At 39.9% G+C, this 25,021-nt stretch carries 31 protein-coding genes, 1 pseudogene and 1 riboswitch; of the genes and pseudogenes, 1 reads left to right on the top strand and 31 read right to left on the bottom strand.

What is annotated here, in order from left to right; translation table 11 throughout:
• Positions 1 to 15: 15 nt before the first annotated feature.
• The 31 genes and pseudogenes from OVN23_RS03715 to OVN23_RS03565 all read right to left on the bottom strand — a co-directional run bounded on the left by OVN23_RS03715 (position 16) and on the right by OVN23_RS03565 (position 23,867).
• A complete protein-coding gene (locus tag OVN23_RS03715; protein ID WP_173253144.1) occupies positions 16 to 1,554 on the bottom strand; it encodes a damage-inducible protein CinA in 1,539 nt (512 codons plus the stop codon).
• A gap of 254 nt (positions 1,555 to 1,808) precedes the next feature.
• A complete protein-coding gene (gene cls, locus OVN23_RS03710) occupies positions 1,809 to 3,341 on the bottom strand; it encodes a cardiolipin synthase (RefSeq protein ID WP_173219252.1) in 1,533 nt (510 codons plus the stop codon).
• 251 nt (positions 3,342 to 3,592) lie between these two features.
• Positions 3,593 to 4,057 (bottom strand): annotated as a pseudogene (locus tag OVN23_RS03705) (SP_0198 family lipoprotein).
• 83 nt (positions 4,058 to 4,140) lie between these two features.
• Positions 4,141 to 5,391: a folylpolyglutamate synthase/dihydrofolate synthase family protein gene (locus tag OVN23_RS03700; RefSeq protein ID WP_173253145.1), complete on the bottom strand. Its 1,251-nt coding sequence runs from the start codon at positions 5,389 to 5,391 to the stop codon at positions 4,141 to 4,143.
• A gap of 354 nt (positions 5,392 to 5,745) precedes the next feature.
• Positions 5,746 to 6,051, bottom strand: a complete 306-nt coding sequence (locus tag OVN23_RS03695; RefSeq protein WP_000017620.1) for a DUF1292 domain-containing protein — start codon at positions 6,049 to 6,051, stop codon at positions 5,746 to 5,748.
• A gap of 20 nt (positions 6,052 to 6,071) precedes the next feature.
• Complete coding sequence (gene ruvX, locus OVN23_RS03690; protein WP_004239076.1) at positions 6,072 to 6,491, bottom strand: Holliday junction resolvase RuvX; 420 nt, start codon at positions 6,489 to 6,491, stop codon at positions 6,072 to 6,074.
• Positions 6,492 to 6,494: 3 nt separating this feature from the next.
• Positions 6,495 to 6,761, bottom strand: coding sequence for an IreB family regulatory phosphoprotein (locus tag OVN23_RS03685; protein WP_000507059.1), 267 nt, complete (start codon positions 6,759 to 6,761; stop codon positions 6,495 to 6,497).
• Between the two features lie 86 nt (positions 6,762 to 6,847).
• On the bottom strand, positions 6,848 to 7,417 hold the full coding sequence (locus OVN23_RS03680; RefSeq protein ID WP_004269739.1) for an SP0191 family lipoprotein: 570 nt from the start codon (positions 7,415 to 7,417) through the stop codon (positions 6,848 to 6,850).
• A 65-nt stretch (positions 7,418 to 7,482) separates the two neighbouring features.
• Positions 7,483 to 7,881 carry a transcriptional regulator Spx gene (gene spx, locus OVN23_RS03675; protein ID WP_000591165.1) on the bottom strand — a complete coding sequence of 133 codons (399 nt, stop codon included), beginning with the start codon at positions 7,879 to 7,881 and terminating at the stop codon, positions 7,483 to 7,485.
• 135 nt (positions 7,882 to 8,016) lie between these two features.
• The gene (gene mgtA / locus OVN23_RS03670) at positions 8,017 to 10,677 is read right to left on the bottom strand and encodes a magnesium-translocating P-type ATPase (RefSeq protein WP_173253146.1); all 2,661 of its coding nucleotides are present in this window, start codon (positions 10,675 to 10,677) and stop codon (positions 8,017 to 8,019) included.
• 194 nt (positions 10,678 to 10,871) lie between these two features.
• Positions 10,872 to 11,022, bottom strand: a riboswitch (M-box (ykoK) riboswitch).
• 57 nt (positions 11,023 to 11,079) lie between these two features.
• Positions 11,080 to 12,141 (bottom strand): M24 family metallopeptidase, encoded by a 1,062-nt coding sequence (locus OVN23_RS03665; protein ID WP_049493919.1) that lies wholly within the window; start codon positions 12,139 to 12,141, stop codon positions 11,080 to 11,082.
• Positions 12,134 to 14,965, bottom strand: coding sequence for an excinuclease ABC subunit UvrA (gene uvrA, locus OVN23_RS03660; protein ID WP_173219243.1), 2,832 nt, complete (start codon positions 14,963 to 14,965; stop codon positions 12,134 to 12,136). Before uvrA ends, OVN23_RS03665 begins: the two co-directional genes overlap by 8 nt.
• Before the next feature lie 373 nt (positions 14,966 to 15,338).
• Positions 15,339 to 15,497 (bottom strand): hypothetical protein, encoded by a 159-nt coding sequence (locus tag OVN23_RS03655; RefSeq protein WP_173219240.1) that lies wholly within the window; start codon positions 15,495 to 15,497, stop codon positions 15,339 to 15,341.
• 94 nt (positions 15,498 to 15,591) lie between these two features.
• Positions 15,592 to 15,930: a hypothetical protein gene (locus OVN23_RS03650; protein ID WP_173219237.1), complete on the bottom strand. Its 339-nt coding sequence runs from the start codon at positions 15,928 to 15,930 to the stop codon at positions 15,592 to 15,594.
• Complete coding sequence (locus tag OVN23_RS03645) at positions 15,917 to 16,339, bottom strand: DUF1492 domain-containing protein (protein ID WP_173219234.1); 423 nt, start codon at positions 16,337 to 16,339, stop codon at positions 15,917 to 15,919. The genes OVN23_RS03650 and OVN23_RS03645 overlap by 14 nt, the downstream gene beginning before the upstream one ends.
• Positions 16,340 to 16,642: 303 nt before the next feature.
• Entirely contained in the window at positions 16,643 to 16,891 is a 249-nt protein-coding gene (locus tag OVN23_RS03640) for a hypothetical protein (protein ID WP_173219231.1), read from the bottom strand.
• On the bottom strand, positions 16,878 to 17,138 hold the full coding sequence (locus tag OVN23_RS03635) for a replication protein (protein ID WP_240147155.1): 261 nt from the start codon (positions 17,136 to 17,138) through the stop codon (positions 16,878 to 16,880). Before OVN23_RS03635 ends, OVN23_RS03640 begins: the two co-directional genes overlap by 14 nt.
• Before the next feature lie 130 nt (positions 17,139 to 17,268).
• Positions 17,269 to 17,535, bottom strand: coding sequence for a hypothetical protein (locus tag OVN23_RS03630; RefSeq protein WP_023935896.1), 267 nt, complete (start codon positions 17,533 to 17,535; stop codon positions 17,269 to 17,271).
• Between the two features lie 63 nt (positions 17,536 to 17,598).
• Positions 17,599 to 17,838, bottom strand: a complete 240-nt coding sequence (locus tag OVN23_RS03625; RefSeq protein ID WP_023935898.1) for a hypothetical protein — start codon at positions 17,836 to 17,838, stop codon at positions 17,599 to 17,601.
• Entirely contained in the window at positions 17,838 to 18,437 is a 600-nt protein-coding gene (locus tag OVN23_RS03620) for a hypothetical protein (RefSeq protein ID WP_240147154.1), read from the bottom strand. The genes OVN23_RS03625 and OVN23_RS03620 overlap by 1 nt, the downstream gene beginning before the upstream one ends.
• An 83-nt stretch (positions 18,438 to 18,520) precedes the next feature.
• Positions 18,521 to 18,679, bottom strand: a complete 159-nt coding sequence (locus tag OVN23_RS03615) for a DUF2292 domain-containing protein (protein WP_080710203.1) — start codon at positions 18,677 to 18,679, stop codon at positions 18,521 to 18,523.
• Positions 18,680 to 18,864: 185 nt separating this feature from the next.
• Positions 18,865 to 19,371 carry a hypothetical protein gene (locus OVN23_RS03610; RefSeq protein WP_173219225.1) on the bottom strand — a complete coding sequence of 169 codons (507 nt, stop codon included), beginning with the start codon at positions 19,369 to 19,371 and terminating at the stop codon, positions 18,865 to 18,867.
• Positions 19,372 to 19,829: 458 nt separating this feature from the next.
• Positions 19,830 to 21,059, bottom strand: coding sequence for an AAA family ATPase (locus OVN23_RS03605; RefSeq protein WP_173219222.1), 1,230 nt, complete (start codon positions 21,057 to 21,059; stop codon positions 19,830 to 19,832).
• 3 nt (positions 21,060 to 21,062) lie between these two features.
• Positions 21,063 to 21,218, bottom strand: a complete 156-nt coding sequence (locus OVN23_RS03600; RefSeq protein ID WP_173219219.1) for a hypothetical protein — start codon at positions 21,216 to 21,218, stop codon at positions 21,063 to 21,065.
• Positions 21,211 to 21,486, bottom strand: coding sequence for an XRE family transcriptional regulator (locus tag OVN23_RS03595; RefSeq protein WP_173219216.1), 276 nt, complete (start codon positions 21,484 to 21,486; stop codon positions 21,211 to 21,213). Before OVN23_RS03595 ends, OVN23_RS03600 begins: the two co-directional genes overlap by 8 nt.
• Positions 21,479 to 21,820, bottom strand: a complete 342-nt coding sequence (locus OVN23_RS03590; protein ID WP_173219213.1) for a DNA-binding protein — start codon at positions 21,818 to 21,820, stop codon at positions 21,479 to 21,481. The genes OVN23_RS03595 and OVN23_RS03590 overlap by 8 nt, the downstream gene beginning before the upstream one ends.
• Positions 21,817 to 22,032: a hypothetical protein gene (locus tag OVN23_RS03585; protein ID WP_173219211.1), complete on the bottom strand. Its 216-nt coding sequence runs from the start codon at positions 22,030 to 22,032 to the stop codon at positions 21,817 to 21,819. The genes OVN23_RS03590 and OVN23_RS03585 overlap by 4 nt, the downstream gene beginning before the upstream one ends.
• Before the next feature lies 1 nt (position 22,033).
• A complete protein-coding gene (locus OVN23_RS03580; protein ID WP_173219208.1) occupies positions 22,034 to 22,234 on the bottom strand; it encodes a hypothetical protein in 201 nt (66 codons plus the stop codon).
• 1 nt (position 22,235) lies between these two features.
• Positions 22,236 to 22,745 carry a hypothetical protein gene (locus OVN23_RS03575; protein WP_173219205.1) on the bottom strand — a complete coding sequence of 170 codons (510 nt, stop codon included), beginning with the start codon at positions 22,743 to 22,745 and terminating at the stop codon, positions 22,236 to 22,238.
• A 280-nt stretch (positions 22,746 to 23,025) separates the two neighbouring features.
• Entirely contained in the window at positions 23,026 to 23,652 is a 627-nt protein-coding gene (locus OVN23_RS03570; RefSeq protein WP_173219203.1) for a Rha family transcriptional regulator, read from the bottom strand.
• A gap of 14 nt (positions 23,653 to 23,666) precedes the next feature.
• Positions 23,667 to 23,867 (bottom strand): helix-turn-helix transcriptional regulator, encoded by a 201-nt coding sequence (locus tag OVN23_RS03565; protein WP_000040966.1) that lies wholly within the window; start codon positions 23,865 to 23,867, stop codon positions 23,667 to 23,669.
• Between the two features lie 207 nt (positions 23,868 to 24,074).
• Here OVN23_RS03565 and OVN23_RS03560 point away from each other — a divergent pair, with 207 nt between their 5' ends.
• Entirely contained in the window at positions 24,075 to 24,632 is a 558-nt protein-coding gene (locus tag OVN23_RS03560) for a helix-turn-helix domain-containing protein (RefSeq protein WP_240147153.1), read from the top strand.
• Positions 24,633 to 25,021: the final 389 nt, after the last annotated feature.

The raw sequence follows: 25,021 nt of genomic DNA, 5'->3' as shown, positions 1-25,021 counted from the left end.
AAGATATTGATTTGGTTATTTAATTTTATAGACTTTAAACTCTGAGTAATCCGTCTTTACTGGTTGGTAATTTTCTTTTAAGAGTGTTTCCACTTCAGACCAGACTGGCACCTTGTCATTCACCACAATCACCTTAGGTTGTTTTTCTTTCAAGTCATTGAGTAGCTTATTCCGGTTTTCCTCAGTTGCTGTATAGTGCACGGGAGACAAAATCGCCGATGGCGACAAGCGCTCACTCTTACGATAAAGAGTCGCAGTATCATCCCATGCATAGATAGCATCTTCCGTATTTGTCTCCTCTTTTACCAAATCAGCAAGACGATTACGTTCTTGATAAGGTACCGGATAAAGGACAAACTTCATCAAAAAAGGAACAGTCAAAAGATAGACAAGCCCTAAAACTGGCAGATATAGATTTCCTTTAAAAAAACGACTCCATAGGCTAACTGGCGTTTCTCTTCGTCTTCTTCTAACACTACGCCCCCTCTGTTGACTCTTAATATTGGTTACCAATAAAAGTAGGAAAACAGGGAAGACGACCATCAAATAAGAAGCGTGCAGAGGCTCTTGTGAAAAGAAAAGCAAAATCAAACCTAAAATTGTCACAAGACTTGCAGGAACCGAAATGACGTATAGTTTAGAGGGCTTGGATTGAAAGAGACCTAAAAAGATACAAACCACAAATCCCAAACCAAGGGACAACAAGCCATAAAAAGCCATATTCTCTAAAATTTTAGAAGTGAAATCAAAGCTAATACTGTCAATAGGATAACGAATACCACTAATGGCATCCCCAAAACTTCCTGTTGCAACACTATAGTAGGCAGTTGGATAAAAGATAAGTGAAAAACCTAAAGCCACTGCAAGAAACTGATAAAACCCATGCGCAAAGCGTCTATGCCCAAGGTTAAAGACCAACAAGCCTAAACTCACTACAGCAATAAACAGGAGCGATGATAAGGGAGCAAAGAAAAATCCTCCTGCCAAAGCCAGCCCAATCCGTACAAATCCCTTATCATGGCTTGGATTGCTTAGATAAGTCGCAACTAAACTAAAGGCTGCTAATAAGAAAGGAAGCGCTAAAAGAGTCGCATAACCTCCACCAAAAGCAAGACCTGTAACTAGCATGTAAAAAATAGTCACCACTTGTCCAGCTTGGTCTCCTTGCTCTGTCAAGGTGTCTGCCGATCGAAAGAGGAAAAATCCTCCTGCTACCAAGGCTAACCACTCAAAGATGGCAAAGAAAAATCCGCCCTGAGTCACGTAAGTCAGCAAATAATAAAGCAAACCTTGACTTCCATAATAATCGCTGTAAATCTTCCCTGCCTGATGAAGGGCCCAACCTGTATAAAAATCCTGCACTTCCTGTGCACTCATTAAATCGAGTAATAGCGGTACTCCTAGAGTTATCCCCGTTACAAGCGTACTCCATAGTAAAATTTTCACCAAAGGAAGACGACTTGATTCACGATGATGCGATTCTTGTTTGATTTGGTATTCTAGAGGTTCACGATTCTCCTGATGAACTTCTTCTACTCTACCATACACACTCATATCGTTTCTCCTATTCAATTTATCTGTCTTAGTATATCAAAAAGTCCTAGGATTGTCAGCTTGCGATGGCTGTTTGAGTGATTTTTTGCATAGTTTCACAAAGGTTTCAATTTCCCGAAAACGGTGTAAATGTGTCTGTTTAAATGTTATGATATAATCCAATTCTTTCTGAGTCAGCATCGTTCCTCCTATATCTTTCTATTCGTAAAAGGCAAGAAAAATAGGACTGGTTTGTGTCCTCAGTCCTAGATTTCTTATAAGATTGGAGCGAATAACTGGGCGATTTCTTTTACAAGTTTTTGATACCAGCTTGTTTTGATAGAATGAGGATAGACTTCCTGAGAATCTGCAAATATATTTTGAAAATCTCGGGCTATTTCCATTATAGAAGGAGTTTTATAGAGTAAGACTGCATTTTCATAATGGTGTACCAAGCTTCGGTAGTCGAGATTGATTGTCCCCACCACCGCAAAATCTTCGTCTACCAACATCTGCTTACTATGAATAAAACCTGGACTATACTCATAAATCCGAACTCCAGCAGAAAGAAGGTCTGGATAAGCCCCTCTTGTGACTAACTGAATGAACTTCTTATCTGGTATGTAAGGGGTGATAATCCGAACATCGACCCCTCTCATAGCAGCATTTTTGATTGTCTCTGTTAAATCATAGTCTATGATCAAATAAGGTGTCGTAATATAGACCGATTCCGTTGCTTGATTGATCAAACTCTGATAAACTTTTTTTCCTACCTGCGTTCGAAAAATTGGCTTGGGTCCACTCCCGTATGGAATGGTTAAACCGTCACTTGGGATAGAATGATTTTCTAAATGATATTGATCAAAATCACTAATCTCTCCTCGATTGATGTACCAAGTGGTTAAAAACAAGCGTGTCAGGGCTTTTACTGCTAGTCCGTCCAAGCGAATTCCACTATCCTTCCAATAACCAAATCTCTCGACGTGGTTAATGTACTCATCGGCTAAGTTAATGCCTCCTGTATAAGCTATCTGACCATCAATAATCAATATTTTTCTATGATCTCTGTTATTATAGGCCACTGTCAAACGAGGAATAACTTTATTGAATTTATGGGCCTCGATGCCCAGCTGACGAAGTCGATGTGCATAATCTCCTGTTAAAGTAGCCATACAGCCAATATCATCATAGAGCAGTTTAACCTCAATGCCTTGAGCGACCTTTTGCTCCAAGATTTCTAGAATACGATTCCACATCAAACCTTCTTCTATAATGTAATATTCCAAGAAAATAAATTTCTCAGCCTTTTTAAGATCTTCTACCATCTTTTTCCACATGGCTTCTCCGCTAGGAAAATATGTAGAGGCAGTTTGATCATAGACATCGGCATTGGTATCCATACTCAATAAGGACTTGATGACGCCATATGCCGCCTTGTCACTTTCTTTTAATTCCTCTTTTAGTAGCTGGCTATTTGCTTCTTGGAAATGCATGGAGCCTAGCTTCTTCAGTTGTTTGATTTCTTTTTTGGACAATCTCCTCTCACCAAACATCAGATAGAGCAAGGGGCCAAATACTGGCACAAAGGCTACTAATAACCAGGTTACCTTATTCTCAGGAGTCGTATTACGGTTGACTATCGAAATGATTGTGATGATACTCAGTAGAATGAGGACAGTAATCCATAAAATGGGAGCCATGCGTCCTAAATAAAGAAAGAGACCAAAAACAAGACACAGTTCAAGTAGCATAATCGAAAGACTAAAGCCATACTTGGACATCAATAATTGAAATTTTCTATATTTCATATCCCCTCCTTGATATTTTGATACTCAATGAAAATCAAAGAGCAAACTAGGAAACTAGCCGCAGGCTGTACTTGAGTACGGCAAGGCGACGTTAACGCGGTTTGAATTTGATTTTCGAAGAGTATGAATGCTAAAAACAGGTAATTGATACTAGTATAACTCAGGTATTCGACAGAAGGCAAGTATTTATGATTATTTTCTAGGTAAAAGTAAAAAGGATGAAAAATCCAGCACTTTCTACTTGCATAGTCTTATTTAGCTAAAACGATTTGGTCCGATGGGTCTCTATCCATATCATCTACGACGATTTGATTACCGTTTACAGTGTAAATTTTGACATCATCGCCAATAATCATGCGTTGATTTGCTGCATCAAATGTGAGCTGTTTGACTTTCTGATTCCCGTCAGATTCGAACTCAGTCCATGTACCAGTTGTACCAGTCACTACCAAAGTGATACGGCCTCCTTCATCCTGACCAGTATAAGTTCCATCAATATCGGTCGGTTGAGCCTCGGGCGCATTTTGTGAAGAACTTGTTGCTACCTAGTTTGTATTTTCTGTAGACGATGAAGCAGCAGGTTGTGATTGCTGAGTTTGTTGTGTTTGCGCTTGAGCTGCTGGTTGTTGAATCTGTTGAGCTCTTTGTGAACAAGCTACTAAGAGACTAAGACTTGCTAGAGAAGCAAGAGAAAGTGTGAATCTTTTTAATTTCATGATGGATTTCCTTTCTGCTACCAATTTAGAGAAATTTTCTCTAACCAGCAATTCCCCTAGTATAACAAGTTCAAAAAAGGAGTTCAATTCATCTGCTCATGCCCCAGTAGGTAGCCCCGTACTTCTGAGATAAAATAGAGAGACCCTGTAATGAATAACAAGTCCTGCGTATCTGCTCTTTCTTCAAAACTGCTGATAAATTCTCGGTAAGAAGAAACTATATCGTAACCTGTCACATCCCTTTCGTCCAAAGCTCCCTGATAGTCAAAACCAGTCACCTTGAGTTCCACCTGAGGCAAATTCTCAGTCAGATAAGCCAACATCCCTTGATAATCCTTACGTTTCAAGGCTCCAAATAGGATTTGAGGACGATAGCCTTCCTGCTCTTTTTCTTTGATAAACTCCACCAGGCGAGTCAAGGCAGGAAGGTTATGAGCACCGTCCAAGTAAATCTGAGGACAAATACGCTCCAAACGGCCAGCCCAATGGGTCTTCTCCAAAGCCTTTCTTACAACCTGCTCATCAACAGATTCCTTTCTTTCTCCCATAAAAAGAAGAAAAGTTTGCAACGCCAAGGCTGCATTTTCCTGCTGATAAGCTCCTTCTAAGCCTATTTTCAACTGCGAAATATTTAGTAAAGAACTTGAAAAATCCCCATTCAGCATTGAAAAATCTTGGCTTGCCTGATAAAGGTCAACAGCTAAAGATTCGGCTTTTTTCTGACAGACAAGCCTAGCTTCTGGAGGCAATTTCGCAATCACTGCCTTTTTACCAGCCTTAAAAATACCTGCTTTCTGCTCTGCAATTGCTGCTACACTGTCACCCAGAGTCTCCTGATGGTCAAGTCCAATGGAAGTAATGACAGCAAGCTCTCCAGTTACCACATTAGTCGTGTCTAGTAAACCACCAATTCCCACTTCTAGTAAAACCAAATCCACCGCTTGCTCCCTAAAGTAGAGAAAAGCAATCAAGGTCAGCAATTCAAAAAAGGACAACTGATCATGGGTTTGCAGAAGCGTTTTTTCCATCTCCTTGACCTGCTCAGCTAAACGGATAAAGTCTGCGTCTGCTATAGGTTGTCCATTAATGCAGATTCGATCATTAATAGAGACGATATGAGGGGAGGTAAAGGTCGCAACTTTTTTGCCATGCCCCATAAATAACTCCCTCATAAAAGCAATGGTAGAACCTTTCCCATTAGTCCCAGTGACGTGGATAATAGGATAAGACTTCTCGGGATTCCCCAACAAATCCACCGCTTGTTGCATTCGGCCCAAACCTGATCGAAAATTCAAACCAATCCGACTATGGAGCCATTCTTCTACTTCAAACATATACATCTCCTTGACAAAAGTCTAATCAATTATCTAGCAAAATTCCGTAGATAACAAAAAATGAGGTCAGGATTTTCATCCCGACCTCTTACCTGGTTAGCTAATCACTAGCAACTATGGATATTAACGTGGGCTAAAAACGCCACCCAGATTCACCAGCTCTCTTATTTCAAGGAGCTAGGCTGATACAGTCTCCCAGACTTACTTACGGTCTTTATTTTTAGCGTCAGGCTAAAAACGTCCCCCGGACTTACCAGTTCTCTCTTATTTTAAGGAACTGGGGTAAAAATGTTCACTGGATATGCCTGCGTTTCTATTTTCTAGCGCAGGGCTAAACACGTCCACTGGATGTTTTTACTCCTCCATAAAGCTGTTGAAGACTTCTTCAATCATGTTCCATTCGTCTTCTGAGTCTTCTGGGATTGGTTGCAATTCGCCTTCTGTTCCATCTTCGTTTTCGATGAATGAGTAAGCTTGGATTTCAACTTGTCCGTCTTCGTCTTCTTCTGCGTTAACTGGTACTAGAAGAACATAGTTTTTACCAAATTCTTCTTTTCCATCAATCGTCAAAAGGATTTCAAACAAGGTTTCATTTCCTTGCTCATCTACTAGTGTAATTAGTTCACGTTCTTCGTGGTCGTGGTTATGATCGTGTGACATAGCCTCTCCTTTATATTATATTAAAATTTTCTATCTAAATAATTTTGTAAAATCAGCTGAGCTGCTAACTTATCAATGACTTTCTTGCGCTTATTGCGACTGATATCTGCTTGTTCAATCAACATACGCTCAGCGGCCACTGTTGTCAAGCGTTCATCTTGATAGTCTACTGGTAAACCAAAAAGCTCTTCTAGCTTTGCTCCGTATGCTTGACTAGCTTCTACGCGCGGTCCGCTTGTATTGTTCATGTTTTTAGGCAAGCCCACTACAAATCGTTCCACCTTATAAGTATCAACCAACTCCTTAACGCGGTCAAAACCAAATTGGCCTTGCTCCTCATTGATTTGGATGATTTCAAGTCCTTGAGCCGTAAAACCGAGCGGATCGCTAATCGCCACCCCTACCGTTTTTGAACCGACGTCCAATCCCATAATTCTCATAGGTTACAGATCGACTCCTTGTCCTTTAAGGTAGTAGCGGACCAATTCCTCAACGATTTCATCACGCTCATACTTACGGATTTGATTTCGTGCATTATTATAACGAGGAACGTAGGCAGGGTCTCCACTCAATACGTAACCTACGATTTGGTTGATTGGGTTGTAGCCCTTATCGTTCAACGAAGCATAGACATCAGTCAAAGTTTCGCTAATTTCTTTTTTATTGGAATCGTCCAATTTAAAACGTACTGTTTCTTCAGTAAATCCCATTCTAACACCCTCTTTCCTTAGAATAGTACCATTATAGCATAATTCCTTACGTTCTACAATTCAGGCAGTCTATTTATTTGGATTTTCTATTGTTCTGTCGCGCCATTTGCCAATCTGTCTGAAATATATTTGCTTGGTTCATTCTTCAAGAGATTTTCTAAGCCAATATTCTTCAAATATTCTAACTGAGAAGCCTTCTTGACATCCAGAACTTGAAAATCAAAACTAGTTGTTGTTTGAAGTTCTGTTGCACTCAATAATTTGGTTTCAAGCTTAAATCCTGCCAATTTACGAGCTTCTATGATGGACTCATCCTTCTCCTCCGCCTCAAGAAGAGCTTTTTGAGTTTCTTCCACTCCATGTTGGTCAATATAGGTCTTCAACTCATCTGAGACTGGACGTTTTTGTTGAATCGTTAAGCTCAAAAAAGTCTTGTCTTTGTAAGTAATGGTTTGTGTCTGCTGGCTACCATCATCTGACTTGGGCAAGACCAAAGTCTTGGTCACAACTGTATTCTTCTCAGCATTCTCAATAACTGGCAATGCCGACTGAAGCGTATCCTTTTCTGTTTTTGTAGCTGGTCCAGTTTCCTTTTTCTGTCCGCAACCAACCAGGACAAAAAGGAAAGCTAGACTAACAAGAACTATTTTTTTCATTTCTTTCTTCTTTCTTTTTGAAATTAAAATAGAATAAGACTGGGAATTGCTCCCAGCCTTGATGTTTATAGAGCTGCACGCAAACGTGCTTCTGCATTTTCTACATTACGGACAGAGCGTGGTAGGAAGGCACGAATATCGTCTTCCTTATAGCCAACTTGCAGGCGTTTTTCATCCACAAGGATTGGGCTCTTTAAAATTCTCGGTGTTTCCATAATCAGATTAAGGACTTCATTGACACTCAAATCTTCAATATCCACTCCAAGGGCTTTGGCATAGCGATTTTTAGACGAAACGATGCTGGCTATTCCGTTATCTGTTTTGGTTAGAATATCCAGTAATTCTTCTCTCGTAATTCCTTCTTTACCAAGGTTTTGTTCTTTATAACTTAACTGGTGGGCATTGAGCCAGGTTTTTGCTTTTTTACAGCTAGTACAACTTGAGACTGTATAAATTTTAATCATGTACCTACCCCTTTCGCTACATGTTACTATCAGTTTAGTCTATTATACCATAAAAAACATCCGACTTGCGACCTATTTTTAAATTTTTTTGACTTTTTTCGTCATTTTCGTACTTTTTTCTTGACAAAATAAAATTTACAGCCATTCTTGATATTTCTTGATATAAATTTTTTTCACAATTGTCACGCTAATCATATACAAAATAATGATGAAAAGTAAAAAGATGAAATAAATCGGTTTTAAAGGAGTTAGATGAAGTAGGATTGCGAGTGGACTGTAGGGAAGGAAGGTCACAAAGGCTGCAGCCAATAAGGTTGTCACAAGGACTAGCCAAGCCGGACGACTTTGTAAAAAGGGAATTTTAGCTGAACGCAGCATATGAATAACCATGGTCTGTGACCACATGGACTCGATAAACCAACCTGTCTGAAACAAGACAATAAATCCTACGGCAGACTCTGCCCCATGAACATAAGCTTGACCTGTCGTCATGGGTACAATGATAAAATAGAGCAAAATAAAGGTCAAAATATCAAAGGCAGAAGATATAGGCCCCATCCAAATCATGAAACGTGTGATGGACTTAGCTTCCCAGGTATGCGGATTTCTCAAAAAATCTTTATCCACCTTGTCAAAAGGCAAGGCAATACAAGACAAATCATAGACTAGATTTAGGATAATCAAATGGACTGGTGCCATTGGTAAAAATGGCAAAAAGATTCCAGAGACCAATAGGGATAAGATATTTCCAAAATTAGAACTCACTGTCATTTTGATATATTTGGTCATATTGGCATAGACCTTACGCCCTTCAACAAGTCCTTTTTCAAGCACCATGAGATCCTTATCAAGTAGGATAACATCAGCTGTTTCTTTGGCAATATCTACTGCTGTATCAACAGAAATTCCCACATCTGCAACTTTCATAGAAGGAGCATCATTGATCCCATCTCCCATATAGCCTACAGCATGACCATTAGCCTTAAATTGCAAAATAATCCTTGCTTTTTGGTCAGGTGAAAGCTTGGCAAAGACGGTTACCTCCTCCACGGCTTGAGCCAATTCTTGATCACTCATCTGATCGATTTCAGATCCTAACAGCATCTGATTGATATCCAAACCAACCTTTTCACAGACTGCTTGGGTAACTTTTTCGTTGTCTCCCGTCAAAATTTTTGTTTGAACTCCATGTTCTAATAGAGCCTTAATTGCTGGTGCTGCAGATGGTTTAGGAGGATCTAGGAAGGCTAAATAACCAGTTAGAATCATCTCCCCTTCATCATCAACTGTATAGGCATGGCCTTCCCTCAAACCTGACTTATAGGCCACTCCCAAGACACGCAAACCTTGTTGATTTAGTTGTCTGACTTCTGCTAAAATTTCTTCTCTAATAACATCTGTCAAGGGAGTAATCACTCCTTGGTATTCCGCATAACTGGAAATCGTCAACATTTCCTCTAGGGCACCCTTGGTTACCAAACTAACAACTTCGTGTTCATCCTTAACGATAACACTCATCCGTCTACGTTCAAAATCAAAGGGAAGCTCATCTATTTTTTGAAAAGTTTGATCCAGATTTTGTAAGAGGGTGTGTTCTTTGGCTTCCTTTTCAGTCCGTTTGATGATGGCTCTGTCCATCAAATTTTTCAAGCCCGTTTGAAAATAAGAATTGAGATAAGCTCGTCTCAAGACGGTCAAATCCAAGCGTCCGTGGATGTCCAAGGGATATTCAAGGACAATTTCGTCTTGGGTTAGAGTTCCTGTCTTATCTGTACACAAAATATCAATCGCCCCTAAGTCCTGTATGGCATTGAGTTTCTTGATAACCACTTTTTCCTTGGCCATAATGATGGAGCCCTTTGCTAGACTGGCCGTGATAATCATAGGAAGCATCTCAGGTGTCAATCCAACACCAACACTCAAAGCAAATACGCCAGCTTCTAACCAATCTCCATCTGTTAAACCATTGGACAAGAAAACGATAGGCACCATGACCAGCATCAAACGAATCAAGAGCCACGAAATACTATTCATCTCCCGTTCAAACGAAGTAGGCTCATCATAGGTGTTCAAAGTCTGCTCAATGGCCCCCATCATGGTATCATCACCAACTGCTAAAACCACGGCCTTGGCACTACCAGACAAGACATTGGTTCCCATAAAGGAGAGCGCTTCTGCTTCTAGCAGACTATCAGATTGTTGAACTGTTGCCTTGGTCAAGGCCAATTTTTCAACCGATTCACTTTCACCTGTCAAGCCCGACTGTTGTACAAAGAAATCGCGCGACTCAAATAAAAGAAGATCTGCTGGAATCATGTCTCCAGCGCTTAATTTAACCACGTCACCCACTACCAAATCATCGATAGGTACTTCTTGAATTTCTCCTTGACGAATGACAGTCGCTGTGTTGACAATCATTTTTGATAGATTGGTCGCAGCCTTATCACTACGGAGTTCTTGGACAAAGCGTATGCCACCAGAAATGAGGACTAGGACAACGATGATAATAGAAGTCGTCGGATCCTCTTGACCTGGTTTTGCCAACCAGACATTGGTCACCAAGGAAATCACGGCGATGACCAGTAAGATAATCGTAAAAGGATTGATAATGGATTCGTAAATCTTTTTGAGGATACTGTCTTCTTGACCCTTTGTGATGGTATTTTCGCCATATAGGTCACGATTTTTCTCCACCTGCTCCTCAGTCAAGCCTGTTAGACTTGTCTTATAAAAAGATAGAGTTTCGTTTAAAGATGTATGAATAGCTGTTGCTAATCTTTCTTTTGTAGTTTTCATTGGTTTCTCCTATCTGTATGAATGATGTGTTTCATACACAGAGACCAATCACTTTATAAGGACAGAACGACACAAATCAGCGATTGGCTGTGTATGTGCGGTTCCGGATGATCGTCAATTTGCATCGTTTATCTCCTTTCTTTGATTTAAACAGTAGAAAATCCCACCATAAAATGGCAGGATTAAAAAACTAATTATCTGTTTTTCGTTCAAGCTTTAACTCCATAGGGCAATGTAATGAGCTTAGTCTTGGCCTTCGCGACCAGGACTGTTGACCAACGAGTAGTGTCTCCACTGCTTTGCGGTAGTCATCCGTATCCCTATGGTAGCCTCACCTACCGTTTTCGTCTTTCAGTATAAACCTTTAAAATTTAAAAGTCAATCATTTGAGTTGTTTAACTCTTAAATAACTATCAACTCTTTTGGAGCAAGGGTCAATAATTCACAACCTGTCTCTGTAATCAGAATATCATCCTCGATACGAACGCCATATTTGCCTTCGATATAGATACCTGGCTCATCTGTCAATGCCATACCTGCCTTAATAGTTTCTGTAGAAGTTTGGCTAAAGTAAGGCTCTTCATGGATATCCAGTCCAATACCGTGTCCAATACCGTGGGTAAAGTAGTCGCCATAGCCTGCCTCGATGATAATATCACGAGGAATTTTGTCAAAGTCACGGAAACCTAAGCCAGCCTTAGCCTGGTCAATCAAGGCTTGGTTGGCTTTCAAAACCGTATTGTAAATCTCTGCCTGCTCGTCGCTAACATGCCCCAAGTAGATAGTTCGTGTCATATCACTGACATAGTGGTCATATAGGCAGCCGAAATCCATGGTAATGGCTTCTCCCAATTCCACTGGTTTGTGCATGGGATGGGCATGGGGTTTAGAAGAGTTGATACCGCTGGCTAGGATAGTGTCAAAAGACAAGCCAGATGCTCCCAACTCACGCATGCGGAAGTCAAGGAAGTTGGCAATCTCAATTTCAGTCTTTCCTGGCTTAATAAAGTCAAGCGCATCGCGGAAAGCTTGGTCTGAGATAGAACAAGCCTTGCGAATAGCTGCAATCTCCGCTTCATCCTTAATCATTCGAAGACCTTCAACAAACTGAGTCTGTGGAAGCAAGTCCAAACCTGCAAAAGCTGCCTGCATACGGTGATAATAAGAGACTGAAATCTCGTCCTCAAAACCGATTCGAGACAAGCCCATGTCCTTAACAATACCCGCAATGACAGCCAATTCATCACGGTCAGCCACAATCTCAAAACCACTGGTTTCTTGCTTGGCCGCAATGATATAGCGAGAGTCTGTCACCAAGACCTGACGATCACGGCTGATAAAGACTGTTCCGTTTGACCCCCAAAAACCAGTCAAGTAGTAGACGTTTTTAAGATTGTTAATGATGATACCATCTAGTTCTTTTTCTTGCATTTTAGCTAGAAATGCTTGTACGCGTTTATTCATGATGTAACTTTCCTTTCAAATAGTGTCCTGTGTAGCTTGCTTCGTTGGCCGCTACTTCTTCTGGAGTTCCTGTTGCGATGATGGTTCCACCACCGACACCGCCCTCAGGTCCCAAGTCAATAATATGGTCTGCCGTCTTGATAACATCCAGATTGTGCTCAATGACGAGGACTGTATTGCCATCGTCAACAAAGCGAGCCAAGACTTTAAGCAAGCGAGCGATATCCTCTGTATGGAGTCCTGTCGTCGGCTCATCCAGAATGTAGAAAGATTTTCCTGTCGATCGTTTGTGAAGTTCGCTAGCCAACTTCATACGCTGAGCTTCTCCCCCAGAAAGGGTGGTAGCTGGTTGACCTAGCGTCACATAGCCCAGTCCCACATCCTTGATGGTCTGAAGTTTACGTTGAATCTTTGGAATGTGTTGGAAGAACTCCACCGCATCGTTGACGGTCATATCCAAGACTTGCGAGATATTCTTTTCCTTATAGTGAACTTCTAGGGTTTCACTGTTGTAACGGGTCCCGTGGCAAACTTCACAAGCCACATAAACATCTGGCAAGAAGTGCATCTCAATCTTGATAATCCCGTCACCTGAGCAGGCTTCACAGCGACCACCCTTGACATTGAAACTGAAACGCCCCTTCTTGTAGCCTCGAATCTTGGCTTCATTTGTCTGGGCAAAAAGGTCACGTATATCGTCAAAAACTCCTGTATAGGTAGCAGGGTTAGACCTCGGCGTTCGTCCGATAGGACTTTGGTCAATATCAATCAAGCGGTCTACATGCTCAATCCCTGTAATCGTTTTAAACTTACCAGGTTTGTCTGAATTGCGGTTGAGTTTTTGAGCAATGGCTTTTTTGAGGATGCTGTTAATTAAGGTCGATTTCCCTGAACCTGACACACCTGTCACCGCGATGAATTTTCCTAGTGGAAAGCGAGCTGTGACATTTTGCAGGTTGTTCTCACGCGCACCTGTCACTTCGATAAAACGACCATTTCCGGTACGGCGCTCGTCTGGCACTGGAATGGCACGTTTGCCTGACAAGTACTGACCTGTGATAGACTTGCTGTTGCGAGCCACTTGCTTAGGGGTTCCTGCCGCAACAATCTCCCCACCAAAAACACCGGCACCGGGACCAACGTCAATCAGATAATCCGCCTCACGCATGGTATCTTCGTCATGTTCCACCACGATGAGGGTATTACCTAAATCGCGCATCTTTTTCAGACTGGCAATCAGGCGGTCATTGTCCCTCTGGTGGAGACCGATTGACGGCTCATCCAGGATATAAAGGACACCTGATAAGTTGGAACCAATCTGGGTCGCCAAGCGAATGCGCTGACTTTCCCCACCTGAAAGGGTTCCTGCTGAACGAGATAGGGTCAGATAGTTGAGACCCACGTTATTCAGGAAGGTCAAGCGGTCCTTGATTTCCTTGAGAATGGGACGGGCGATGATGGCTTCATTTTCAGACAAGGTTAACTGACTCACCAACTCCAAGTGGTCTGCGATAGACAGGTCTGAAATTTCTCCGATATGTGGCCCTTGCTCGCCGCCCACACGGACAGACAAGGCCTGGTCATTGAGACGATAACCGTGACAGGTTCCGCAGGTCAGCTCATTCATGTAGAGGCGCATCTGGGTGCGAGTGTAATCGCTGTTTGTCTCGTGATAACGACGCTTGATATTATTGACAACTCCTTCAAACGGAATGTCAATATCGCGCACGCCACCAAATTCATTTTCATAGTGGAAATGGAATTCCTTGCCATCTGAACCATAGAAAATCAAGTTCTTATCTTCTTCTGACAAGTCCTCAAAAGGCTTATCCATATCCACTCCAAAGGCTGTCATAGCCTGCTCTAGCATGTTTGGATAGTAGTTGGATGAGATAGGATTCCAAGGAGCCAAGGCTCCCTCGCGTAGCGTTTTGCTGGCATCTGGCACCACCAAATCAGTATCCACCTCCAGCTTGATGCCCAAGCCGTCACACTCACTACAAGAACCAAAAGGAGCATTGAAGGAGAAGAGACGTGGCTCTAACTCTGGGACAGTAAAACCGCAAACTGGACAGGCATAGTGCTCAGAGAACAATAACTCAGAGTCGTCCATAGTGTCGATAATGACATAACCTTCTGCGATACGAAGGGCAGCCTCAATGGAATCAAAGAGACGGCTACGAATGCCCTCCTTGATGACAATACGGTCAACTACGACATCAATATTGTGTTGCTTGCTCTTAGACAACTCTGGCACTTCGGTCACATCATAGACTTCCCCATCCACACGGACACGGACATAACCGTCTTTCTGAACCTTCTCAATAACACTCTTATGTTGACCTTTTTTCTTGCGGATGACAGGAGCTAAAATTTGCAGGCGCTGGCGTTCAGGTAACTCCAAAACCTTATCCACAATTTGCTCCACAGAAGAGGCCTTGATAGCTCCATGCCCGTTGATACAGTAAGGCGTCCCCACACGCGCGTAGAGGAGACGCAGATAGTCGTTGATTTCAGTCGTTGTTCCCACCGTCGAGCGAGGGTTTTTGCTAGTCGTTTTCTGGTCGATGGAAATAGCTGGGCTGAGACCATCAATGGCATCTACATCTGGTTTTTCCATATTGCCCAAGAATTGACGAGCATAGGCTGACAAACTCTCCACATAGCGACGTTGTCCCTCTGCATAAAGGGTGTCAAAGGCCAGACTGGATTTCCCTGAACCTGACAAACCGGTCACGACAACCAGCTTGTCTCGCGGAATCTCCACATCAATATTTTTTAAATTATGGGCACGCGCCCCATGAATGACAATTTTATCTTGCATCTTTGTTCTTTCTAGTCCATTATTGCTTACCATTATACCAAAAAAAGTGAGATTCTATTACCCAAAAGGATGAATTTATAGTATAATAAAAAACTTCTTATTTTATGTTTCCTTAGGGCTTCCTAACCCTTATATCACGCGCTTTTGAACAAAAAATACTAACATTACTTTTTACTACTTGCTCCCCCAAAGTACGCAAAAAGGGGAGCAAAAAAGCCCCACAAAAGGGCAATCAATCGATGAGTTCAGCAGGCAAGAAACTAGCACGGTCAAACGTGCTTTTTTATTGCTGATAAGTTCATTATACCACGTAGTATATAAAAGGCAAAAATAACTCATATCAAAAAGCACTTAGATTTCTCTAGGTGCTTAATTAAATTGATTCTAGTTTTAGACTCCTGACAAATTCATCCCATTCGTCATCTAACTCCTCAACAGTTTTGTTTTTATTTCGTTCATAGGCTTTTTTTAACAATTCATCCAGATTGTCGTCTTCGGCTTCTGGCCAATCATAAATATCTTTTTTAACCATATCATTCAATCCTTCCAAATTCAAATTTAAACACTTCACATAAAATTTTAAGTATTTTCTCTTACGCTATGACTTCATTATAAACTTTCCTATCCTAATATTCAATCAACAATACACCGTCTCGATAGCTTTTAGCAAAGTCTAGCAGTATCTCAGCTTTGAGACTTTCATACTCAGCCTTATCAATGCCCAATGCCTCGTATAACTGCCATATCTTTAACCTCTCTCCAGTTCGCCTTGTAAAGAGATTGGAGAATATATCACGCCTTACATCGTCCAGATTGTCCCTGAAGGCTTCAATCACGCGCACCAATTCCAGCGCTTTGGCTTCAAATGCTCCATCTTGACCGTATAGGCTCAATTTAACCAGTGAGTGATAGCTTTTCAGAAATCTGTAGGCCTGCTTTGTTGTCTCTTCTTTATCGATTGGCATTTTTAACCTTGGCCAAGTTCTCAATGGCTTTTTTCTTAATTCTGTAAATTTGTACTTTGCTAAAATTTAACTCCTTACAAACCTCAGCCATAGGTAGGTTATTCACATATATCATTGTCAATACCAAACATTCTTCAATTTCATCTAGCTGATCTATTAATTTCATTGTTGCTATCCGCTCGTCTATAAGGGCGCTCATTTGCTCCACTATCTCATCTTTTTGTTCCAAGATTTCAAGTATCTTATCCTCAGTAGTATTGGTTTTGCTAGTTTTTACCCTTGTAGTGAATTGATTGGATCCAGATAATAGTCCATTGTCTAAACTTTGGTACTTTAGTTGCAGTCTCTGGATAAGGTCGTTCCCTTTCTTTACTCTTTTTAGTTGTTCCTCTATTTCTTTAATGGTCAAGTTGACTCTCCTTTTTGGTGTAATATTTGCGTTTTCTCTATGTTCGCTCTAGCTTCAAATGCTTTCCCGTGAGAAAAAATGTACAGTGACGGTGTGAAGCTCATAGAAGCGCGTGGGGAGGGAGATAGCCCCCCATATCTCCTTGTGGTTTGATAAGCAATTAAGGGATGTTTTTATCTCTCTTATTTCCTTGTCATTCTGCAAGCAATTAAGGCAAGTTATTTCTTTGCTTATCTGCTTGTCATTTCTCAGGGAGTTAAGGAGGGTTTTTATTGCTCTTATCTGCTTGATAACTGATAAGCTCTATTCATTACAAAAACCTATATTGTCCCAGAATATCCGCAATCCTTTTGTATTTTTAATTTCTGAAATAGCTTTTTCTGCTTCTTCTTTTGTCGGATAGACTTCTATAATATCTTTGGGATTTTTTCCACCTATCCTATATCTTACCTCAAAATGTCCAGTATCAATCTGCGTCAAAAACACGGTATCAACTTCATCAACCACCGCTAACTTATTCAACTTATTTAAACGGTTTTTAATCGCCTTCATCTAGTATCTTCGCCTCTAATATTTCTAATTGCTCTACTACTTCAACCATTTCAACCGCCTTATAAGCCATGTTTAGAATGCTCTGGGCGCTTTGTTGTCTAGCGTAAGGGCTTACTGTCTCATCTAGCATAATTTCCCTCAATACGGTTACAGCCTCAACACTCGCATTCTGTAACAGCGTAGTAGACTCCTTGAGTTGTTCGCTACGTCTTTCACGGTAAACCCTCTTAAAAGTTACATCGTTCAAGTAATTGTAAGCCGTCCTTCTGGTTATTCCACTTAATTCACTAGCTTTTTTACATTCCCAGTCATGAGATAATTGGCCATAAATATTTCTTTTTTTCTGCTTAATTCTGTCAAATACTAGTCACCTCACTTTATTGGTCTAATTCTGGAAACTCACTTATCCCAGTCATTTCCCTAAGTTCATCCATACGTTTTTTTGATTTCTTATAGTCTGCTAGCTTAATATCTTTAAATGGTGTTTTAATAAAATCATCCATATCTATCTTTATTTCATCTTGCTGAAAAGCAAATCTTAAACAATCCACATATAAAGATATACATTCATCAGTTGTTGCATATTCCGTCTTTCCAGCATACTCTTCTAACTTTTCTAGTCTTGCTTTTAAACTTCTAACCATTCCCCTACCTCGTGTGTAATTCTGTCTGATTTATGTAAAAAAAGGGGATTGCTCCCCTCCACATCACAAACCTAATAAACCACGTCTTTCTTTGCCCAGTAGCTTATCATACAAGGCTTTATCTTTCTCATATAGTTCATGTCTACGCTTGTAGCCCATAGCCTTAAACTCTTCAAGGGTTACAGCTTCCTCTTCGTAAGATTTTGAAATACTTTCTACGTTCTTGGCAAGCCCCTGCAGTAAGTCAGCTTGTCTCTTCTCTTCTTCGATTTCTTGAAACAGTTGTTTATGTTCATCTTTCATTATTGTTCTCCCTCAAAATAGTTAATACGATTCACAAAATACGCCAAATCATCACTCGGATCTAAATAGCGGTGCTGGTTTCCCATATAACCAGCTACACCACTGTAAATGTAAGGCTTACTTACTCCACTATATTCTGGAGATGTATTCAGGCGGTCAAATAACTCTTCGATACCTGTTTCTCTTACCTCATCAGCCAATCTCTTAGCAGTGTTTTTGTAGTTTTCGTTATAATTTGCAATCAACTCTAAAAGCTCAATAGATTTCTGTTTGATTTCTTGACGCTGGCGTTTCACTGTTTCATCTTGTTCTAATGCTGTCTCTAAATAACCTTTCGCATTAATTTTTCTAGCGTCTGCCACTATTGAGTCAATTCGTTCTTTTTCGAGTTTTGTTCTTTGTGCTTTCATATCAGCAATATATTTCTCTTTAGAATTGACTGCCTTAAAATCTTCAAAAGTTTGTAACTCAGCTTTCTTAGATTTAATAGCCTCAACTTCTTTTTCGGTTTTCTTGATTTCCTCATCAAAGCGATCAAAAATCTCTAATTGAGTCCGTACTTTGTCCATCTGGTTTTTGACTTCTTGCAATGTTGGCATTTCTTTTTCCTCCAATCTTTCCAAAAACAAAAGAGGCATAGCCAAAATAGATTACTCTACTTTATGCTATACCTCTGATTTTTTCAGTCAGTATTCTTTTTAAATATTGTTGTTTTAGATTCCACGCTGGAGACAATCTCGCCGTCTTGTATTTTAAGCGTGATACTCCCAAACCTTGGAACCTCTAACAGTTTTATTATACCATAACTTTTGAAATAAATAAAGCCTTCTTGTATTTCCATGTTTAGCCTCTCATGCTATTTGTATAGAACCATCATACTGGTTAGTGTATCCATATCCTCACTATTCCCCACTGTTGCCTCTGTATATTTCACGTCAATAACTTCAACGCCTGCCATAAAACCATTTACCCGGCTTTCAAAATCCTCTAGGCTTTACTTGTATTTCTGATAAAATAGTTTAATTTTCATGTTGTTTTTCCTCCTTTTTTTATACTCCGATAGTCAATCCCCACAAGTTTTTTACGTTCATCGTGGATAATATATCCCTGTTGTATGGCTATAATTACAAAATGTTTTAGTAGTTGGTCTTCATGCTTCAAAGTCTGAATAAGCTCACTGTTTTTAAAAGTTTCCCAGTCAGAAATATAAGAAGCAGATTCTCCATCTTGTGGTGAAAGAAGATCCAACTTTCTTTCCTCCATCTTCTCGTATATCCTTTTTGTGCTATGCCTTAATCGTGGAGTTTTAGACAGCAATTCCCTAGATGGATTTCCAAAGTTCATACCTTGCCATGTACAGGTTAGCTTATCGAACACTAGATATTTTCTTGCTTTATCAAAAATATACCTCATCGGTTCGTTATCACCAGTCCACTTAATAACTTCTCCAATATTTTCCATGTAGGGCATTGTCTTGAATGCTAAAAAGTGCTTATCCTGGATAACTCGTTTTTTTAATCTCTTCTTTACCACTAGTTACCTACTCCATTTCTTTACAAGTTACACCCGCGCACCGTGGAAGTGTTGAAGGACAGGGTTACAGGGTTACAGGGGGCGTAGCTCAATCGCCCCTGTTCCTGTACCTGTTCTTACTTCCACAATTCACGGACACTTGGACAAACTAGAATTGACGCTAGGCTATTCTAGTCGTGTCCCTGATTTTGTCCCTGTTTACATTGTAAAATTTTACAACGCTTTACAAGTCTTTACATATTCCAACAAACCCCATAAAACCAATGGTTTAAAGGTATTATTTATTAGTTTACAAATGTAAAAAAACGCTATTTTACATCTTTTACACCGAGTTGTAAAGAGTTGTAAATTTTACGTTTGTAAAGGTGTAAAATCTTGTAAAATTTTTACACTTTTTTTACAACTTTTTACAAGTCTTTACATTGTAAAATTTACAAGTCTTTACACATTTTGAATTGTTAATAAGTTGGGTTTTCTTGTATCAATCCATCTATAACCACCACATTATTATCAGATTCCTCAATTAGTTTATCTAAGCTAGGTCTACTAATTTTTGCGAAACGTGAAAGCTCTGATTTTCTTGGTAATCTATTATTTACCTGTTCAAAGTCTGCTATCATAGATTTTAATTTATTCGTCGCTCTTTCTCTAATTTCTTCATTAGCCAACACCTTTTCTTTAATATCCTTTGGTAATGGTATTCCTGGTTCGTGGTAAGCTAATATTTTCTCCTTATCGTTTATCAACTGTGGATAGTAGAAAAGAAAATTTTTCTCCCCGTCATAATCAACTTCCGAGGTGACCGCTTCAAGTCTCCAATAAGTTCGTGTTTTTAATGGCAAATCTATGTTATCAAAATTTTGTAGAATTTCTCGCGTTTGTTCAGTAGGTAAATGTTCCAGCGCTACCTCTATATGGTTTCGTAAATCCTCGCTTGTTGCTCTCTTGTTTTTGAAATTGATATAGTCATTTGTTACATTTAGCTGAAAATATCTTTTATTGTGCGTAGTTATTACATTCTTGGCCAAATCCCAGACAGCTTCTAATCTCTCTAGGCGTAACAATTCGGGATCTAATTCCATCTTGAAAAATTCTAACAAGCTATCGCAATGAGCTAGGGACTCTGACCACTGGGCAAAGTCTGAACTTTCCGTAGTCCCTTTCGGTCTATCTCTATGACTTTGTGTATAGATCAGGCCACCGCCTACGTGTTGGTTAATCTGTTGCAAATAATCCCCTAAGGAGCCCCCGAACTGCAGTAGTTTCAAATTATCAATACTATCAATAATAACCACTTGAAAAGCGTTGTTTGGTACTTTATCTTTTACAACTTTGGCTAAATCTTCTAAGGCCGTTGACTTTGGAAGAGTTAAGATAGAAATATTGTCAAGATCTTTTTGCTCAACTTCTAAAAGTTGGGCAATCTGCATGAACTTACTAAAACAGTCGTTTTCTTTATGATTCGTATTGATATACAAGACGTTGAAAGCTCTTTTACTCTTCCACTCTAGCCAATTACTCCCCTGGGCTAAAGATAGAGCTAGGGAAATAACTACGCTAGTCTTTAAGGATCTTCTTGGCGCCGATATACCCAATACTTGCCCGCGTCTCAACAATCCTGTCAAAATGCTAGCAGATGGCCCTATTGTCTCGGCAGGAACTTGTCCTAGTTTTTTAATTTCTGTCATTGGTTATCCTTTCTGGTTTTTCAATCGTTTCTTTTTCAGTTTCTTTAATTGTTGTAACTCTTTTCGTTGCTCAAGCGTTAATTGTCTATTTTTCCAAGTGTAGCCGTTGGTAGTCCGGACAGATTTTCTCTGTCCGGGGAATCTTTCAAAGCTAGCCATTTTCCACCCCCATAAACTTCCAGATGTCAGATATTTTATAATAGATTTTCCTAGTGTCTTCTAGTGGGGGCTGGTATCGTCTTAGCCCAGCATCTTCCCACTTTTGGAGTGTCTTGTACTTTATATCTAACTCGTCCATAGCCTCCTGGGCTGAGATTAACCCTGTCAAACGTGGTTTGACTGTATCACGCGCCTCCAGGTAATTCTCCACAAGCTCCAGAACGCCATGAGTTAGCTCATATTCGCTCTCTTTACTAAGACTAAACATATTCATCAGCTCCCTTCAGTAGTTGCTTGTAGCTCTCTAAATCAGCATTTAAAAGGACGGTTAGGCGTTTCTGTTCTTCCTGTACTTGGTTATAGAATGCTTTTGCTCCGTCCAGTAACTCCTCTTTGTTAGCAGGGATAAAATATCCTCTAAATGTCCCATGACGTACCCCGATGATAGGAACACCGTAGCGCGTGATCAGACGGCTGATAATATCTTGCACGGTTCTTTCTGCCAGCTTAGTGATCAGGCTGATTTCTGCCCCTGTTATGGAGTTCTCAGCCCCTACCTTGATTAGTCTTAATACTCGTTTGTCATTCTCTGATAGACTCATTCAGTTCCTCCGTAAACTCTTACCCCTGCAAGCTGGATATATCGCCCATAATCAGGGTTTAAATCCTCGCTAGGTGTTTCTATCGTCTGTTGGTTTTCTCGCTCAAATTGGGCGCTTTTTTTGCGGTCTCGGTGGTTTAGATAAAGCAATATGCCAATCGATACCACCATAAAGATTACCGCTTGTGTGTTGGTCAAATCTAATTCATTCATGTTATGCCCTCGCTTTGTAATTCTTGATATAGTCCACTTGATCAGTTCGCTCCATCTTCAGGAACTCGTCCACCTCTTCGGTGCTTACCTTTCTATCTACAAAATCAGCAATAAACTGGAAGAGGTTTGGGCGTTTCGCTTTAATCTCAGCCATTACTTCATCAAATTCTGCCTGTGTCATGTTGTCTAGGTCTAGTGTCATTTTAACCCTCCTCATGAATCATCATTCCACGGGTGTACCCAATCGAACTTGTCCATAAGTCCAAGAGATTTTTTTTACCTCGTTTTTTCTTGGCAATATCAACTGCTAAAAGTTCCCATACATAATTTAATAATTGACTTTGATCCATAGGATAAACATTCTCTTTGGTCAATTCTGCTAGATAAGTGGTTAAGAAAAGAAATCCATCAAATCTAGAAACCAGTTTTATAAAATCAGTGTTACCCCAATAATTTCCATAAAATGAGCGTTCTTCCCACTCCAATTCTCCTATTACCTCAGAAACTACTCTCTGTTTCATCCTTTCCTTCTGTTCCTTAAGTGTTTGCTGTTTTTCACGATATTCTGTACTGTTTAGTTCATTGTAAACATCATCCAAGTCGTTCAATACCCTACTGATTTCTCTTTTAGCTAATGCAGTTTCAGCCCCTACAAGACTTTCTTGTATTTCTTCTAAATTTGTTGAAATAGCTTCTAATTTATCTGCTATCATATTTTCCTCCGTTGGCCTTTAATGTCGTTTCTTATACAGGATTGGCACCACTCCAAACGCTGGGCGATTGCCCCAAGTTGGCGAACGCTTGGAAGTGGTGTCCAGTTTAAAGAATTAGCGCTCTCCGTATGGTCAAAATGCCCTAGATATGCTATAATCTAGGTATAAATCTTTACTAAAACCTCTTTGATAATAGCTTGCCTGCTTTTTGTTAAATTCGTTTTAGTGTTAGTGTGAAAGGCTTTGCGGTGTGGTTATTGCTAAGCCTTTTTTGTTGCAATCACGCGCTTCTTTGGCGTGTTTTTTTATTTCTGAATGCCATAGCTTTGATTTCCTGATAACTCATATTCAAGCCAATCATGGCTATTACCATATCCTCAAATGCTTGGTATTGCTCCAGCTCGTCACTGGTCAAGCTATCAATGCCATTATAGCCCCCACGTTCTTCCCTTAACTGCTTAGCGTTCCTGTCGGTTACTGCTTTTAGTAGCAGGTTGTTCATGGTGCTATGCGGGTACTTTGGGGCTTGTTCCCAATTCTCAATACTGTCATGCAAGGTTTTTCTTTTTGGCTTTTCTAGCGCCCTCTGCATACGAAACTTAGAAAGTTCCTCACGCATTTCAAAGAATGCTTTGACTAGGTTGGTTTTGAAGTTGGCCACTTGCTCGGTATTCTTTAAGAATGTAACTAACAAGGTTGCTTGTTGCTCATTCAAAATATAGTCCTTGGTATTCTGGCCACTTTGTAAAGGTCGCATTTTAAATGACACCTTTCCAAATTGCTCCAGTCGTCCAATTTGTTTTCTAATGTGTTCCTGTATTGCGTGGTGTTTTATTCCAGCGCATTCAGCTATGATTGCACTCGTAGTATACGGCTCTTTTTTACCGTCCATATAGACTAGTTCCATCGGTTTGCTCCTTTCTAGCTATAAAATAGTTCATCTATGGTTATATCTGATTTGATTTCTGCAACCATTGACTTAATCGCTAGGCGTTCTTTGTCATTGAATGGCGTTTTACCTAATTCTTTGTTGTTGTACGACTGCAAAGAAATTTTTAGCTTGTCCGCCATTTGTTGCTGAGTTAGTCCTAACATAACCCGATAGCCTCGTAGTTTGCTCATAGATTTGCTCCTTTCTAAAAAAATCCCCCTCCATGAATAGATTGAAAGTGTGAAAGGTTGAAGGGAGTGGTATCCAATTTGGATAACTTTCGTTTTATTATATATCCATTTCGGTTAATTGTCAACTGTTTTTTAGAATTTTTTGTATCATTTCTTGATACTTTTATAAAAATCAGATATAATCATCTGTGAAAGGTGTGATAAATTATGAATAGATTGAAAGAACTGAGAAAACAAAAAGGGCTAACCCAACAAGGATTAGCTGATGAAATTTCTGTATCTAAAATCACCGTATTGCGATGGGAAAACGAGGAACGCCAAATTAAACCAGAAAAAGCCCAGCAACTAGCTGACTACTTCGGGGTAAGCGTTGGGTATCTGCTGGGGTATGAGGATGACTCTAGCTTAATAAAAGAATTAGGCCAAAAAATTTCTAAAATGTCCGGTACAGAGGCAATGAATTTTGCTTTTACAGAAGAAGGTGACTTACTCGCTGAATTAATGTATCAAGCTGAATTAAAAAAAGAAAAGCAAAACAACAAAAAATTTAGAAACTTTGTTAAGTTCTTAAAATCAAATATAATCGTTTTAAACGATGAAGAAATTGAAAATTTTTACAATATGCTTTTAACTGCTGATTTAAACAGTGGAAATAAAAAGAAATTATTTGAAAAAGTGGCAGATGAAGACTTTACTAAAGCTGTTGATTTCTTAGAAAATAACGGATACACTATCTTCTTCGATAAATCATATAACGATGACTAATATCACGCCATCAGCAAAGTCGTAAGTCTATATAGATAAAAATCCCCCATATTTGCCAATATCAACCATCTTTTCATGGTCTATTGTGCAAAAACGGGGGAAATTGAAGAATAGAAAGCCAATTTTACAGACTAAAGCGCAAAAATGAGCGAAATTGAAGAATAGCAACAAAAAAAGGTAAGTCAATACCCTTACCTTTAATCAAGACTAATATAATCAACCTAATTGAACCAGATGGTGCTAACTCTCTATACACTATAGAGGACGCTCCCGATAAGATGATTACAACATTATTATACCACTCTTGAATTTAAAATGCGACCTATAGCATGCCCACGCGCCACAATGTTCAACAATCCTGAAGCGCGTGGATTCTCGTGGTTCGTTCG

The organism is Streptococcus sp. Marseille-Q6488 (assembly GCF_946902925.1).
Lineage (GTDB): Bacteria > Bacillota > Bacilli > Lactobacillales > Streptococcaceae > Streptococcus.
Note: the sequence above shows the minus strand (reverse complement) of the source record. Positions and strands in the feature narration are given on the sequence as shown.

Coding starts and splice junctions, on each gene's coding strand:
- OVN23_RS03685 (WP_000507059.1), bottom strand. CDS start 6,761: ATGGGATTTACTGAAGAAACAGTACGTTTTAAATTGGACGATTCCAAT.
- OVN23_RS03680 (WP_004269739.1), bottom strand. CDS start 7,417: ATGAAAAAAATAGTTCTTGTTAGTCTAGCTTTCCTTTTTGTCCTGGTT.
- OVN23_RS03615 (WP_080710203.1), bottom strand. CDS start 18,679: ATGGAAATACAAGAAGGCTTTATTTATTTCAAAAGTTATGGTATAATA.
- OVN23_RS03655 (WP_173219240.1), bottom strand. CDS start 15,497: ATGGTTAAAAAAGATATTTATGATTGGCCAGAAGCCGAAGACGACAAT.
- OVN23_RS03650 (WP_173219237.1), bottom strand. CDS start 15,930: ATGCCAATCGATAAAGAAGAGACAACAAAGCAGGCCTACAGATTTCTG.
- OVN23_RS03630 (WP_023935896.1), bottom strand. CDS start 17,535: ATGGTTAGAAGTTTAAAAGCAAGACTAGAAAAGTTAGAAGAGTATGCT.
- OVN23_RS03665 (WP_049493919.1), bottom strand. CDS start 12,141: ATGAATAAACGCGTACAAGCATTTCTAGCTAAAATGCAAGAAAAAGAA.
- OVN23_RS03590 (WP_173219213.1), bottom strand. CDS start 21,820: ATGAGTCTATCAGAGAATGACAAACGAGTATTAAGACTAATCAAGGTA.
- spx (WP_000591165.1), bottom strand. CDS start 7,881: ATGATTAAAATTTATACAGTCTCAAGTTGTACTAGCTGTAAAAAAGCA.
- OVN23_RS03640 (WP_173219231.1), bottom strand. CDS start 16,891: ATGAAGGCGATTAAAAACCGTTTAAATAAGTTGAATAAGTTAGCGGTG.
- OVN23_RS03580 (WP_173219208.1), bottom strand. CDS start 22,234: ATGACACTAGACCTAGACAACATGACACAGGCAGAATTTGATGAAGTA.
- OVN23_RS03625 (WP_023935898.1), bottom strand. CDS start 17,838: ATGAAAGATGAACATAAACAACTGTTTCAAGAAATCGAAGAAGAGAAG.
- OVN23_RS03605 (WP_173219222.1), bottom strand. CDS start 21,059: ATGACAGAAATTAAAAAACTAGGACAAGTTCCTGCCGAGACAATAGGG.
- OVN23_RS03715 (WP_173253144.1), bottom strand. CDS start 1,554: ATGAGTGTGTATGGTAGAGTAGAAGAAGTTCATCAGGAGAATCGTGAA.
- OVN23_RS03600 (WP_173219219.1), bottom strand. CDS start 21,218: ATGGCTAGCTTTGAAAGATTCCCCGGACAGAGAAAATCTGTCCGGACT.
- OVN23_RS03595 (WP_173219216.1), bottom strand. CDS start 21,486: ATGTTTAGTCTTAGTAAAGAGAGCGAATATGAGCTAACTCATGGCGTT.
- OVN23_RS03585 (WP_173219211.1), bottom strand. CDS start 22,032: ATGAATGAATTAGATTTGACCAACACACAAGCGGTAATCTTTATGGTG.
- OVN23_RS03570 (WP_173219203.1), bottom strand. CDS start 23,652: ATGGAACTAGTCTATATGGACGGTAAAAAAGAGCCGTATACTACGAGT.
- OVN23_RS03565 (WP_000040966.1), bottom strand. CDS start 23,867: ATGAGCAAACTACGAGGCTATCGGGTTATGTTAGGACTAACTCAGCAA.
- OVN23_RS03695 (WP_000017620.1), bottom strand. CDS start 6,051: ATGTCACACGATCATAACCACGACCACGAAGAACGTGAACTAATTACA.
- uvrA (WP_173219243.1), bottom strand. CDS start 14,965: ATGCAAGATAAAATTGTCATTCATGGGGCGCGTGCCCATAATTTAAAA.
- OVN23_RS03575 (WP_173219205.1), bottom strand. CDS start 22,745: ATGATAGCAGATAAATTAGAAGCTATTTCAACAAATTTAGAAGAAATA.
- OVN23_RS03700 (WP_173253145.1), bottom strand. CDS start 5,391: ATGTTTGAAGTAGAAGAATGGCTCCATAGTCGGATTGGTTTGAATTTT.
- OVN23_RS03620 (WP_240147154.1), bottom strand. CDS start 18,437: ATGCCAACATTGCAAGAAGTCAAAAACCAGATGGACAAAGTACGGACT.
- mgtA (WP_173253146.1), bottom strand. CDS start 10,677: ATGAAAACTACAAAAGAAAGATTAGCAACAGCTATTCATACATCTTTA.
- ruvX (WP_004239076.1), bottom strand. CDS start 6,491: ATGAGAATTATGGGATTGGACGTCGGTTCAAAAACGGTAGGGGTGGCG.
- cls (WP_173219252.1), bottom strand. CDS start 3,341: ATGAAATATAGAAAATTTCAATTATTGATGTCCAAGTATGGCTTTAGT.
- OVN23_RS03560 (WP_240147153.1), top strand. CDS start 24,075: ATGAATAGATTGAAAGAACTGAGAAAACAAAAAGGGCTAACCCAACAA.